Origin of the sequence: Pseudomonas mediterranea CFBP 5447 (genome assembly GCF_000774145.1) — a bacterium.
GTDB classification, from domain to species: domain Bacteria; phylum Pseudomonadota; class Gammaproteobacteria; order Pseudomonadales; family Pseudomonadaceae; genus Aquipseudomonas; species Aquipseudomonas mediterranea.
The window spans coordinates 84278-97781 of record NZ_KN322982.1; the positions used below are offsets into that span (position 1 = coordinate 84278).

Consider the following 13504-nt stretch of genomic DNA (forward strand, 5'->3'; position numbering starts at 1 on the left):
AAACGATCGCCCCAACGCACCAGCAATCCACGGCGTTATACTCGCAGGCCAAATTCTGAACTCAACCTACAAGGACTCGCCCATGAAAGCGTTCGGCAAAATCCTGGGTCTGGTACTTCTCGGGCTGTTGCTGATCATTGTGGCCTTGGGCTTTGCCCTGACCCACCTCTTCGATCCCAACGACTATAAGGAAGAGATCCGCCAGATAGCCCGCGACAAGGCTCACATTGAGCTGACCCTCAATGGCGACATCGGCTGGAGCCTGTTCCCATGGTTGGGCCTGGAACTGCACGAAGCCAGCGTCGCTACGCTGGCCAACCCGACACAACCTTTTGCCGACCTGCAGATGCTCGGTCTTTCGGTGCGGGTGATGCCGCTGCTGCGCCGGGAAGTACAGATGAGCGACGTGCGGGTCGAAGGCCTGAACCTGCGCCTCAACCGTGACAAGAACGGCCACGGCAACTGGGAAGACATCGGCAAGCCCCCCGCATCCACCACCACAGCGAGCACGCCGGCACCGGCCGAGCAACCTGCTCCGCCCGCCAGTACCCCGGCGGAAAAACCAGCCCAGCCGACCCGCCTGGACATCGACAGCCTGACCGTGAACAACGCCCGGGTCGAATACACCGACGAGCAGACCGGCAAGCAGTTCAGCGCCGAAAGTATCCAACTGAGCACAGGTCCGGTCCACGACTCCACCAACATCCCGGTCAAGCTGACCGCCTTCCTGTCCAGCAGCCAGCCAGCCGTGCGCGTGCGGACCGAGGTCACCGGCGAACTGCGTTTCGAACGCGCCTTGCAGCGCTACAAGTTCGAAGACCTGAAGCTGTCCGGCGAAGTCACTGGCGATCCACTACAGGGCAAGATCCTGAATTTCAATGCCCAGGGTCAGCTGTTCCTGGACAGGGCCGCGAACGTTGCCGAATGGACCGGTATCAAACTGTCCCTGAACCAGTTGCGCGCCCTGGGCGAGCTGAAGGTCAACGACCTCGACAAGACCCCGCAGTTGAACGGCGGCGTATCGATCGCCCAATTCGACCTGGCCAACTTCGTCGACAGCATCGGCCAGAAACTGCCGGCCATGGGCGAAGGCAGCCTGACCAAGGTCGAACTGGTCAGCCGCATCGCCGGTACACCCACCAGCGTCGAATTCAACAATATCAATCTGAAGGTCGACGACAGCAGCTTCAGCGGCCGTATCGCCGTGGAAGACTTCGCCAGGCAGTCCCTGCGCGCGCAGCTCAAGGCCGACACGTTCAACGTTGATCGCTACCTGCCGCCAAAGTCCGCCGAGACCAACAGCGCCAAGGCCGCCCGCGAGGAGGAAGTCAGCAACACCGAGGCCAGCGCCATGGCCGGCGCCGGCACCACGCCATTGCCGAACGCCCCGACCCAGGGCGCCTGGAGCAACGACCGGCTCTTTCCGGTGGAGCGCCTGAGCAAACTGGACCTCGATGCCGACCTGACTTTCGGCCAACTGACCCTCGACAAGCTGCCGATCCAGGATGCGGCCCTCAAAGCCATCGGCCAGGGCGGCCTGCTGACCCTGGAGAACCTGCGGGGCGATCTGTTCAACGGTAACTTCGAAGCCAAGGGCACGCTGGATGTACGCCAGCCCACGCCACAGCTGAGCCTGCAAACCCGGATCAACCGGGTACCGGCCGAGAAAATCATCGAGAGCCAGGGCAAGAATCCGCCGGTCAAAGGGCTGGTGACGCTCAACAGTGCCGTGACTGCCAGCGGCAACAGCCAGAAAGCCTTGATCGAGAGCCTCAACGGTAACGCCGGATTCGTCATCAACGACGGCGTGCTGCTCAACGCCAACCTCGAACAGCAACTGTGCAAGGGTATCGCCCTGCTGAACCGCAAGAGCCTCAGCGGCGAACCTCGGGGCAAGGACACGCCGTTCCAGCAACTCGACGGCAACCTGACCTTCCACAACGGCGTGGCCAGTAACCCGGACCTGAAAGTCCGCATCCCCGGCATGACCGTCAACGGCAACGGTGACATCGACCTGCGCGTCCTTGGCATGGATTACCGCGTCGGCGTCATCGTCGAAGGTGACAAGAGCGACATGCCCGACCCGGCCTGCCAGGTCAACGAACGCTACGTCGATGTCGAATGGCCGCTGCGCTGCCGTGGCCCGCTGGAGCTCGGCGCCAAGGCGTGCCGCCTGGACAATGACGGGCTGGGCAAGGTCGCGGCAAAACTGGCCGGCGACCGTCTCGGCGACAAGATCGACGAGAAGCTCGGCGACAAGGTCAGCCCCGAGTTGAAGGACGCGCTCAAGGGGTTGTTCAAGCGATGAGAGCCGAGCAGTTTTCCTCCGCGGTGCTGGACTGGTTCGACCGCCACGGGCGTCACGACTTGCCGTGGCAACAAGGCATTACCCCGTACCGGGTGTGGGTCTCCGAGATCATGCTGCAGCAGACCCAGGTCAGCACCGTGCTCAATTACTTCGACCGCTTCATGGCCTCACTGCCGACCGTCGAAGCCCTGGCCGCCGCGCCGGAAGACGAAGTGCTGCACCTGTGGACCGGCCTGGGCTATTACACCCGCGCGCGCAACTTGCAAAAGACCGCGAAGATCGTCGTCGACCAGTACGGCGGCGAATTCCCCCGGGACGTGGAAAAACTCACCGAACTGCCGGGGATCGGCCTGTCTACTGCCGGTGCCATCGCCAGCATCAGCATGGGCCTGCGGGCGCCAATCCTCGATGGCAACGTCAAGCGGGTGCTGGCGCGCTTTACGGCCCAGGAAGGCTACCCAGGCGAACCCAAGGTCGCCAAGCAGTTGTGGGCCACCGCCGAGCGCTTCACCCCCCAGGATCGGGTCAACGCCTATACCCAGGCGATGATGGACCTGGGCGCTACGCTCTGCACCCGCAGCAAGCCCAGCTGCCTGCTCTGCCCTCTCAAGTCAGGTTGCGAAGCCCACATGCTGGGCCTGGAAACCCGCTACCCGATCCCCAAGCCACGCAAGGAAGTCCCCAAGAAACGCACGTTGATGCCGATGCTGGCCAACCGTGAAGGCGCCATCCTGCTTTATCGTCGCCCTTCCGCCGGCCTGTGGGGCGGATTGTGGAGCCTGCCGGAACTCGACGACCTCGACGACCTGCAGCACCTGGCCGTGCAACACGCCCTGGAGCTGGGCAAGCAGCAGGAAATGCCCGGCCTGGTACACACCTTCAGCCACTTCCAGTTGGCAATCGAACCCTGGCTGGTCCAGGTCCGAGAAAACGGCCATCACGTGGTCGAGGCCGACTGGCTCTGGTATAACCTCGCCACCCCACCGCGCCTGGGCCTCGCCGCCCCGGTCAAAACCTTGCTCGAGCGCGCGGCCGCCGTATTGAACGCAGGAGAGCTGTCATGACCCGCACCATCATGTGCCGTAAATACAAAGAAGAACTGCCCGCCCTGGAACGGCCCCCCTTCCCAGGCTCCATCGGCCAAGACATCTACGACAACGTCTCGGCCAAGGCCTGGGGCGACTGGCAGAAACACCAGACCCTGCTGATCAACGAAAAACGCCTGAACATGATGAACGCCGACGACCGAAAATACCTCCAGGGCGAAATGGCGAAGTTCTTTTCCGGCGAAGAATACGCCAAGGCCGAAGGCTACGTGCCGCCGTCCGAATAAGCTGTCCGGACCGAGGGCGAATCGTAAGCGACGGTAATAATTAAATATTTTTTGAAAACTTGCTTGACGCCCCCCTGAAAAACCCGTTTAATGCGCCCCGTTGCCCAGATAGCTCAGTCGGTAGAGCAGGGGATTGAAAATCCCCGTGTCGGCGGTTCGATTCCGTCTCTGGGCACCAAATACCGAAAACCCCGATCAAGAAATTGATCGGGGTTTTTTATTGCCTGGTGTTTTATCAGCGAAACAGTCTGATGGCAGAAGCCTGACCATGTGAGCGACGCAAGGGATTTCATGTTTCGCCGCGCGTGCTCGTCTCTTCAGAGACTGCTCAATCTGACCAGTATCTTTCCAAAACCCTGGCGACAGGGGTAGCAGATCAACGTCCGGAAGGAATCTGTCTCCCAGGCCAAACCAGGGCGGGAATCGCGCGGATGTAGATCAATTCACTGACCAGTTCCACCAGGGTCTGAGTGATGACCGCAGCCGCTGCAAGCCCTCTGATCTCTTCCGGCAGGGCCAGCGCCAGGGGGAGCACCACCAGTGAATTACGTGTGGCACTGCTGAACGCCACCGATCTGGCCGTTGTCGCGGGCAACTTGAAAAGCCGGGCCACCCAGGCCCCCAGCAGCGGTGCCAGGAACATGAAGCCGACATAAACGGGGATGACCGGCAGTAACTTATCCACATCCCTAACAACCCATTCGATCTGCGAAGCGATTACCACGACCAAGACAGCGGCCATGACGGGAACGGGCATCCAGGCCCAGGCGTTGTGCCACCTTTCTATGAAAGGGGATTTCTTTATCCCGGCAACGGTGGCTATCGCCAGCACCATCGGCAAAACAATCAGCACCACAAAGGCCTCGACGAATGGGCCGATAGAGATCACACCAGCTGAATCGCCACTGAACATAAAGGCCAGGTACAGGGGTAACAGCACAAGTTGCAGAAGCAGCAGTACCGGTGTGGCTGCCAGAGTCAGTTTGGAATCACCCTTGCCGATATGAGTGAATACCACGACGTAATCGATGCACGGCGTGAGCAGAACCAGTAGGGCGCCGACAAGGATCGCCGGGTGATGGGTGAGTCCCCTGGTCAGCGCCCAGACCAGCAACGGAATGACGAGGAAGTTTGCCACCAGAAGGGCCAGCATGAAGCGCCTGTTGCCGAGCCCTTTGCGCAGATCGAGAAACGGGATCTGCAGAAACATGGCGTACATGAGCACCGCGATGACGGGAGTCACCAGCGCACTCAGGGCCTGGGAAGCAGCAGGCGCGACAAGGCCGGCGATGGCCGCGACGATGACAGCACCGAAGTAGATCGAAATCTGGTGCCGTTCCAACCGCTCTTTGTTCAAACTATGTCCTTATGACTCGTGAGTTTCTTCGGCTGGCAACCTGAACCCGGATTCAAAGTGCCCGCATCTTACCTCACCCCGACCCGTACCCACGCCGCATCATGCAACTGGCGCGAGGTCCCGGCCCTTTCGCCGCGTCTGCGACTCGGCTACATTCGACTCCCACTTGCCCTCCCGACAAACGAGCCGACATGGACATCACAGACCTTCCCTTTGGCACCACCGACTGGTCAACCATCGAACCCACCGAACACAAAGGCATCACCGGCACAGCGTATTGGCGGACACGGCAATTCGGAAACATCCGGGTGCGGATGGTGGAATATACGGCGGGGTATCTGGCTGACCACTGGTGCACCAAGGGGCACATCCTGCTTTGTCTGAAAGGCGAGCTGAACACCGAACTGGAGGATGGACGGCACTTCGTGCTCAAGCCTGGCATGAGCTACCAGGTGGCTGACCAGGCCGAGCCCCACCGCTCTTCGACATCCCAGGGTGCCACCCTGTTCGTGGTGGATTGAGGTTCGAAGCATTGGCCTTGAGGCTGTAGGATATACAGCCTTAACTCACGTCAGGAATCCGGCCCATGGCATCGGCAAACAAACAGCAGAAACGTAACCAGCGCGCCAAGGCGAAAGCCAAGCAGAACCGCGTTCAACGTGCCGCTGCGCCGAATGACTTCCTGGACCCGAACGATGAGCGCATCGATCTGGAAACGGTGGATCTGTCCGATCTGTTCAACCAGATGCGCACCGCTGAAAAAGTCAGCCAGCAGGCCATGTGCGCGGCCTTCCTCGGCCATCCACTGCTAGCACTGGTGCTGGAGCAGGAAGGCGAAGAAGAAGCCACGGACTTCATCTTTACCGCCTTGATCGAATATCGTCGCCTGACCATGGGGGTCGACGAGCAAACCGCGCTGGACTGGGTCGAAAGCCCTCAATTCCAGGCCGATTACGTCGCGGCATCCCGGCAGTTGACGCAAGGCGCCTGATTAATTTCGCGATTCCCGCGGCTGCTCGATCACTGGGCAGCCTGCGTCAGAATTTTCCGCACACCGACATTTTATTCGGACAGCGCCTACAGGTCCTGACGCAACTGACATAACCCCGCCTCAAACCGATCCTGCATGAATCCGTCGCTTTTCATCCAGGCCAATCAGCCTCGTCTGGCATCATCAAAATACCGATTGGAGCATCCTTTTCTGGACCGCCCACCACTTCGCCTGATACTCGATGAGTCCACTTTTACCCCAAGACGATCCAAAGCTTGCGCCGCTGATCAACGAACTCGGTGAGCTGATCCAGCAGGCACGCCGTAAAGTGCTGCGCGCCGTTGATACGCTTCAAGTACATACCTGCTGGCAGATTGGACGGCATATCGTTGAATTCGAGCAGGGAGGAGCAGAGCGTGCAGCTTATGGAAAACGGCTGCTGCCAATTCTGGCAAAAACACTCACGGCGAAGTTTGGTAAAGGCTTCGATGCCTCGAATCTGCGTTATATGCGGCTTTTTTATCAGGCATTTCCAAAGTGTGACGCACTGCGTCACGAATTGAGCTGGACCCATTACCGCACGCTTCTACGGGTGGAAAACGATAACGCCCGGCATTGGTACATGAACGAAACCGCCTCGCAAAACTGGTCCACCCGCGCTCTGGAACGCCAGATCGGAACCTTCTATTACGAGCGCCTGCTGGCAAGCCGCGACCGGCCCAAGGTGAAGCAGGAGGCTTCGGACAACCTGAAAGCCGTCGATCTCGGCCCAAGGGATATCGTCAGGGATCCGGTCGTCCTGGAGTTCCTCGGGCTACCCAATGCCGGCCTCCTGCTGGAAACCGACCTGGAACAGGCCTTGATCGACCAGCTACAGGGTTTTCTCCTCGAACTGGGCAAGGGCTTCGCCTTCGTTGCCCGTCAGCAACGCATCAGCACCGAGAGCAAGGACTTCTACATCGATCTCGTCTTCTACAACTATCTGCTCAAGTGCTTTGTGATTGTCGACCTCAAGCGCGGCGAACTCAGCCATCAGGACATCGGCCAGATGGACATGTACGTCCGCCTTTACGATGACCAGAGGCGCGGCCCGGACGACAAACCCACCGTCGGTATCATTCTCTGTGCGCAGAAGGACGAGTCGGTAGTGCGCTATTCCGTGTTGCAAGGCAACGAACAACTTTTCGCCAGCCAGTACCAACTTGTACTCCCCACAGAAGAAGAGCTACGCAACGAACTGGATCGTGAGCGGGCGCGACTTGGAGAACGAACATCGGGCATGGCGGCTGAAGGCAGCTGACCCCTTTACGCTGATCTGGAAGTGCGTTCCAAGGCATTACCCGAGTCCGAAGCGGTAAACTACCCGTCTAACAGACCACCGACCCTGCCGAAATGGCTTGAGCCGGACACTGCCACCTGACGAATTGGAAACCGAAGCCCGATGGCCTCACTGAATAAGCAGCAGAAACGCGCCAAGCGCGCCAAGGACAAAGCCAAGCAGATCCGCATGACCGGGCGCAAATCCATTCCAATGTATGGCGACCCGGCCCACGCTACCGCGCAGCCACCCGTCTACGTACTGGAGTTGTTCGCCAAACTGCGTGAAGCCGAAGCCGTCGGTCGAAGCGAGTTGCTCGATACACTGCTTTCTTCCCTGAGCGTGATGATCAGCGAACGCCCGGGTCTGCTGGATCTGAAGAATGCGGAGAACGAAAGCATGGCGGCAACCAACCTGGCCGCCGACATGCTGGTGGATTACCGCATGTGGGCCGACGACATGGACCGCGAAACGGCACAGCGCTGGCTCAGCACCCCCGAATTCATCAAGGACTTCGGCGAAGCGCTGGACCGTTATCGCCAATCGATGGAAGAGCCCGCCGGCGAGTAAGCCGATGGGCTATTCGTCACCGTTCCAATGGAATACCAGATTGCGCGCGGCCCCGCTGCCTATGTCGGCGGTGTCGCGGCGCTCTTCACCATTGCGTGTCGCCATCACGGTGTACTTGCCCGACGGCAGTTGCACATAAACCAACGGCCCCGCGTCATCCAGCGTCAGCAGTGTTTGCCCCGATGCGTTGTAGATCGTGACGTGCACATCAGGGATGTACTTGTTTTCAGGTCCGACCGCGAAGGTCATGTGCAGGTTGTAGCCCTGCGCCTGCTCGATGGCCCGGGCTTCGTCTTCGCCAATACCACCGGACAGGTAGGTGATGCCGTTTTGCTGTAGCGGCTGAACCTGCACGCCGGCATTGTCTATTGGGGCCGGTGAGGTGGCGCTGGACATGATGGGCAAGAGCAACGCGCCGAAGGTAATAGTGGACAGTAAAAAGCAATGAACAAGCTTCATGGTGAGTGCTCCCAGAGGCTGGAAAACAACTCCATATTGGTTCTCTTTCGATTCCGACAGAGCCCCGATGTTTAGATCGATTGGAACTATTGAATACAGCAAAAGACAGGGGAGAAAGGAGAGGTAAGCCCCACCCACCAAACCCGACGCATTTTTTTGGAAAGCTGCAATGACGACGCTGAACGACGCAAAGGTATTTGCTTTAGGCAGAGTAGGGAATATCACGCCAATCGACGGAACATGGGATAGCTGGTTCGATGGAAATACCGTGACAGCAGACTGTATGACAGGCAGCGAACTGCCAATCGATCAAGAGCGTGAGTCTTTCGGATGCTCGTCCACACCAGCCCATTCATCTCGTTAACCCTTCCCACCCCCGCCCAAAGCTGGCACCATCGCGCCTTTTTTTACGCCACTCCCCCCGGGATTTTCACCGGCAACACGGTTCAAACAGCCGTTCGGTTGTTGATGGCGCGACAGTCTGCTGTGCCGATGCGACAAGCTGCCGCACATCACCGGTTTACCGCCCGTAGCGCTGTTGGCTGCCGTTCGGACGCATGCTAGCTTGGCCGCCTCGCCAGGAAGGCTGCCAACAGCAAGGGAGCACATATCATGAGGACCGCACATGGCCCAGGCCACGCCCGCGCTTGAAATCCGCAACCTGCACAAACGCTACGGACAGCTGGAGGTGCTCAAAGGCGTCTCGCTGACCGCCCGCGACGGCGATGTGATCTCGATCCTGGGCTCCTCCGGTTCCGGCAAGTCCACGTTCCTGCGCTGCATCAACCTGCTGGAGAACCCCAATCAGGGCGAGATCCTGGTGGCCGGTGAAGCGCTCAAACTCAAGGCCGCGAAAAACGGTGAACTGGTGGCCGCCGACGGCAAACAGATCAATCGCATGCGCAGCGAGATTGGTTTTGTGTTTCAAAACTTTAACCTCTGGCCCCACATGAGCGTGCTCGACAACATCACCGAAGCCCCACGCCGGGTGCTCGGCCAGAGTAAGGCCGAAGCGGTTGAAGTCGCCGAAGCCTTGCTGGCCAAGGTCGGCATCGCCGACAAACGCCACGCCTATCCCGCCGAGCTGTCCGGCGGCCAGCAGCAACGCGCAGCCATCGCCCGCACCCTGGCGATGCAACCCAAGGTGATCCTGTTCGACGAGCCCACCTCCGCCCTTGACCCGGAAATGGTCCAGGAAGTACTTAGTGTGATCCGCGCCCTGGCCGAAGAAGGTCGCACCATGCTGCTGGTGACCCACGAAATGGGTTTCGCCCGTCAGGTTTCCAGCGAAGTGGTGTTCCTCCATCAGGGCCTGGTCGAGGAGCAAGGATCGCCACAGCAGGTCTTCGAAAACCCGCTTTCGGCGCGCTGCAAACAATTCATGTCCAGCAACCGCTAACGGAGCAGTACATATGCAGATTTATAAGAAATTTCTTTTGGCCGCAGCCGCTACCCTGGTGTTTTCAGCCAATGCCATGGCGGCCGAAAAGCTGAAGATGGGCATCGAGGCGGCCTACCCGCCGTTCAACAACAAGGACGCCAGTGGCCAGGTCGTGGGCTTCGACAAAGACATCGGCGACGCCCTGTGCGCCAAGATGAAAGTCGAATGCGAAGTGGTCACCTCTGATTGGGACGGCATCATCCCGGCCCTGAACGCCAAGAAGTTCGACTTCCTGATTTCCTCTCTTTCGATCACCGAAGAGCGTAAGCAGGCCGTGGACTTCACCGACCCGTACTACTCCAACAAACTGCAATTCATCGCGCCGAAGAACGTCGAGTTCAAGACCGACAAGGCTTCGCTCAAAGGCAAGGTCATCGGTGCCCAACGCGCGACCCTGGCCGGCACCTGGCTGGAAGACGAACTGGGCAGCGACATCACGGCCAAGCTCTACGACACCCAGGAAAACGCCTACCTGGACCTGACCTCCGGCCGCGTCGACGCGATCCTGGCGGACAAATACGTGAACTACGACTGGCTGAAAACCGACGCCGGCCGAGCCTATGAATTCAAGGGTGACCCGGTGGTGGAAAGCGACAAGATTGGCATCGCCGTGCGCAAGGGTGACGACGACCTGCGCAACAAGCTGAACGCCGCGCTGAAAGAAATTCTTGCCGACGGTACCTATAAAAAGATCAACGACAAGTACTTCCCGTTCAACATCTACTGATGCGGACATGCCTGGTCGGCGCTGCAGCACCGCAGCGCCGACCCTTAGCAAAGCCTGCCGCGATATGAACACATACCCATGATGATCGACCTCTACGGATTCGGCCCGGCGCTTGCCGCTGGCGCACTGATGACCGTCAAACTGGCGCTCTCGGCCTTGTGCCTGGGACTGGTGCTCGGCCTGCTCGGCGCCCTGGCCAAGACCTCTGCCCACAAGCCGCTGCAATGGCTTGGTGGCACCTATTCGACACTGGTCCGCGGCGTCCCGGAATTGCTCTGGGTGCTGCTGATCTACTTCGGTACCATCAATCTGATGGGAGCCCTGGGCAAGTACTTCGGCAACCCGGACCTGGCCCTCAATCCTTTCTCCGCCGGTGTCATCGCCTTGGGGCTGTGCTTCGGCGCCTACGCCACGGAAGTGTTTCGTGGCGCGATCCTGGCGATCCCAAAGGGTCACCGCGAAGCCGGCGTGGCCCTGGGCCTGTCGAAGTGGCGGATCTTCACTAAATTGATCATGCCGCAGATGTGGCGCATCGCCCTGCCCGGCCTGGGCAACCTGTTCATGATCCTGATGAAGGACACAGCGCTGGTCTCGGTGATCGGCCTGGAAGAAATCATGCGTCACGCACAGATCGGCGTGACCGTATCCAAGCAGCCCTTCACCTTCTATATGGTGGCCGCGTTCATGTACCTGGGCCTGACAGTCCTCGCCATGGCCGGCATGCATATGCTGGAACGACGCGCCGCCCGCGGCTTTGCCAGGAGCACCCAATGAACTGGGAAGTCATCATCAAATGGCTGCCGAAACTGGCCCAAGGCGCGACCCTGACCCTGGAACTGGTTGCCATCGCCGTGATCGCCGGCCTGTTGCTGGCGATTCCGCTGGGCATCGCCCGCTCCTCGCGCCTCTGGTACGTGCGGGCACTGCCTTACGCCTACATCTTCTTTTTCCGTGGCACACCGCTGCTGGTCCAGCTGTTTCTGGTCTATTACGGCCTGGCGCAATTCGAGGCCGTACGCAGCAGTGCGTTATGGCCGTACCTACGGGACCCGTTCTGGTGCGCCACCGCCACCATGACCCTGCACACCGCGGCCTATATCGCCGAGATCCTGCGGGGCGCGATCCAGGCCATTCCCAAAGGCGAGATCGAAGCCGCCCGGGCCCTGGGCATGTCGCGACCCAAGGCGCTGTTCTACATCATGCTGCCGCGGGCCGCGCGCATCGGGCTGCCGGCCTACAGCAACGAAGTGATCCTGATGCTCAAGGCCAGCGCCCTGGCGAGCACCGTGACCCTGCTGGAACTCACCGGCATGGCCCGCACCATCATCGCCCGGACCTACCTGCCCGTGGAGATCTTTTTCGCGGCGGGTTTGTTCTACCTGGTGATAGCGTTCCTGCTGGTGCAAGGCTTCAAGCAGTTGGAACGTTGGTTACGCGTCGATGCCTGCCAGGGGCGCTGAAGCCGACGTGCTGACGGGCGCAGCGTTGCTCGCCCGTTTCATCGAACTGGATGAATTTCTCACGACACATCAGGCGCTGTGGAAACCACGCCCGTTTACCCATCTGCAACTGCCTTGGGAAGCGTCCTGGCCGGAACTCGCCCAATGGCTACGCCGGCGTTCGCTGGAAGATGCAGAGAACGACCATCACCAGCCCTGGCTGATCGAGCACGCGCCAGCGCCGTTTCCGCAACTGGCGATGCGCTCCCAAGCATTGAGCACTGTCGCGGAACTGCCCGGCAGACGACTCGAAGCGTCAGCCCAGCGCCTCAACGTCGACGTACCCGGGCGCAAGTGGCAGCAGATCGAAGCCTTCGCCAGCCGCCTGCAATTCTCCACCGAACCGACCCACTGGCTCGACTGGTGCGCCGGCAAGGGCCACCTCGGCAGACGTTTGCTGCACAGTGATCAACGACTGACCTGTCTGGAATACGATCCAGCATTGGTCATCAATGGCCAACAACTCAGCCAGCGTCACCATCTGGCCGCCACGCACCTGCAACAAGACGTACTGGCCCCGGAGGCAGCCCAGGCGATCCAGACCGAGCACACGCCAGTCGCCCTGCACGCCTGCGGTGACCTGCATGTCCGGCTGATGCAGCTGGCCTCCGCCGCCGGTTGCGCCCAGCTGGCGATTGCACCCTGCTGTTATAACCGCATCAGCGCTGACCGTTATCAGCCACTGTCAGACGCCGCACGAGACTCCGCCCTGCAGTTGTCCGTCGACGATCTCGGCCTGCCACTGACCGAAACCGTTACCGCCGGGGCCCGTGTGCGCAGACATCGGAATCAGTCCATGGCCTGGCGCCTGGGTTTCGACCTGCTGCAACGGCAGATCCGAGGCCGCAACGACTACCTCCCCACCCCCTCGCTACCCACCGCCTGGCTGGAAAAATCCTTCGCCCAGTACTGCATTGATCTAGCAGCCCTGAAGGACCTCTCCATCGTCGAATCACCGGATTGGGCTACCTTGGAAGCAGCGGGTCATCAACGCTTGATCGAGGTGCGCAACCTGGAACTGGTGCGCGGCCTTTTCCGACGGCCATTGGAGCTTTGGCTGACGTTGGATCGAGCACTTTTCCTTACGCAAAAAGGCTATGACGTTCGCCTTGGCACTTTCTGCGAAGCACCCGTCACACCGCGAAATCTGATGCTGCTGGCAGAGCGTTGCCGAGGTGAAACAGCCTGTGGATAACTCTGTTGATGAAATATGCCGGGATCCAATAAATCCGCGTTTTGTTAAGCAAATTACAACTGGTCATTTTTTGCTCATCAAAAGAAAAAACCATTAAAACAGGCATTTGCAAGCAAACGAGAAGGCTGTCACAAAATCGCAAGACGCCATTCGTCCAGTCGTGTCCGTTGTGCATAAGCGCCCAAGCAAATCGGCATAACGGTCAAAAAATCAGGTCTGGAATGCACCAGCAATCACGTCTCTACCGGTGCCAAACAGGTCGAGGCGAGCTACAGGACATCCGAACAACCGCGCCCGCCGAGCCCT

At 59.7% G+C, this 13504-nt stretch carries 14 protein-coding genes and 1 tRNA gene; 13 read left to right on the forward strand and 2 right to left on the reverse strand.

The genetic code is table 11. The features are described from left to right. Positions 1-82: 82 nt before the first annotated feature. The 4 genes from N005_RS04625 (at position 83) to N005_RS04640 (ending at position 3819) form a co-directional block, all read left to right on the forward strand. Positions 83-2308 (forward strand): AsmA family protein, encoded by a 2226-nt coding sequence (locus N005_RS04625; RefSeq protein WP_047699838.1) that lies wholly within the window; start codon positions 83-85, stop codon positions 2306-2308. Further along, positions 2305-3372, forward strand: coding sequence for an A/G-specific adenine glycosylase (gene mutY / locus N005_RS04630; protein WP_047699840.1), 1068 nt, complete (start codon positions 2305-2307; stop codon positions 3370-3372). Before N005_RS04625 ends, mutY begins: the two co-directional genes overlap by 4 nt. Continuing rightward, on the forward strand, positions 3369-3641 hold the full coding sequence (locus N005_RS04635) for an oxidative damage protection protein (RefSeq protein WP_047699841.1): 273 nt from the start codon (positions 3369-3371) through the stop codon (positions 3639-3641). Before mutY ends, N005_RS04635 begins: the two co-directional genes overlap by 4 nt. Positions 3642-3743: 102 nt before the next feature. Then, positions 3744-3819, forward strand: a tRNA-Phe gene (locus N005_RS04640). A 198-nt stretch (positions 3820-4017) separates the two neighbouring features. Here the strand turns inward: N005_RS04640 and N005_RS04645 are convergent. Continuing rightward, positions 4018-4998 carry an arsenic resistance protein gene (locus N005_RS04645; protein WP_047699843.1) on the reverse strand — a complete coding sequence of 327 codons (981 nt, stop codon included), beginning with the start codon at positions 4996-4998 and terminating at the stop codon, positions 4018-4020. A 191-nt stretch (positions 4999-5189) separates the two neighbouring features. On the opposite strand from N005_RS04645, the gene N005_RS04650 reads away from it, so the two are divergent. The 4 genes from N005_RS04650 to N005_RS04665 all read left to right on the forward strand — a co-directional run bounded on the left by N005_RS04650 (position 5190) and on the right by N005_RS04665 (position 7877). Further along, the gene (locus tag N005_RS04650) at positions 5190-5519 is read left to right on the forward strand and encodes a DHCW motif cupin fold protein (protein WP_047699844.1); all 330 of its coding nucleotides are present in this window, start codon (positions 5190-5192) and stop codon (positions 5517-5519) included. A 65-nt stretch (positions 5520-5584) separates the two neighbouring features. After that, positions 5585-5989: a hypothetical protein gene (locus N005_RS04655; RefSeq protein ID WP_047699845.1), complete on the forward strand. Its 405-nt coding sequence runs from the start codon at positions 5585-5587 to the stop codon at positions 5987-5989. Between the two features lie 241 nt (positions 5990-6230). Beyond that, on the forward strand, positions 6231-7289 hold the full coding sequence (locus N005_RS04660) for a PDDEXK nuclease domain-containing protein (RefSeq protein WP_047699847.1): 1059 nt from the start codon (positions 6231-6233) through the stop codon (positions 7287-7289). A gap of 141 nt (positions 7290-7430) precedes the next feature. Next, positions 7431-7877, forward strand: a complete 447-nt coding sequence (locus tag N005_RS04665) for a hypothetical protein (RefSeq protein ID WP_047699848.1) — start codon at positions 7431-7433, stop codon at positions 7875-7877. 9 nt (positions 7878-7886) lie between these two features. Here N005_RS04665 and N005_RS04670 read toward each other — a convergent pair whose 3' ends face one another. Continuing rightward, positions 7887-8336: a hypothetical protein gene (locus N005_RS04670; protein WP_047699850.1), complete on the reverse strand. Its 450-nt coding sequence runs from the start codon at positions 8334-8336 to the stop codon at positions 7887-7889. A 625-nt stretch (positions 8337-8961) separates the two neighbouring features. Between N005_RS04670 and N005_RS04675 the strand changes: the two genes are divergently transcribed. The 5 genes from N005_RS04675 to N005_RS04695 all read left to right on the forward strand — a co-directional run bounded on the left by N005_RS04675 (position 8962) and on the right by N005_RS04695 (position 13198). Beyond that, a complete protein-coding gene (locus N005_RS04675; RefSeq protein ID WP_047699852.1) occupies positions 8962-9735 on the forward strand; it encodes an ABC transporter ATP-binding protein in 774 nt (257 codons plus the stop codon). Positions 9736-9748: 13 nt separating this feature from the next. Then, a complete protein-coding gene (locus tag N005_RS04680; RefSeq protein WP_047699853.1) occupies positions 9749-10504 on the forward strand; it encodes an ABC transporter substrate-binding protein in 756 nt (251 codons plus the stop codon). A gap of 78 nt (positions 10505-10582) precedes the next feature. Next, positions 10583-11278, forward strand: coding sequence for an ABC transporter permease (locus N005_RS04685; protein WP_047699855.1), 696 nt, complete (start codon positions 10583-10585; stop codon positions 11276-11278). Continuing rightward, entirely contained in the window at positions 11275-11964 is a 690-nt protein-coding gene (locus N005_RS04690; protein WP_047699857.1) for an ABC transporter permease, read from the forward strand. Before N005_RS04685 ends, N005_RS04690 begins: the two co-directional genes overlap by 4 nt. Beyond that, complete coding sequence (locus tag N005_RS04695) at positions 11945-13198, forward strand: methyltransferase (RefSeq protein WP_047699859.1); 1254 nt, start codon at positions 11945-11947, stop codon at positions 13196-13198. Before N005_RS04690 ends, N005_RS04695 begins: the two co-directional genes overlap by 20 nt. The last annotated feature ends 306 nt before the right edge of the window (positions 13199-13504 follow it).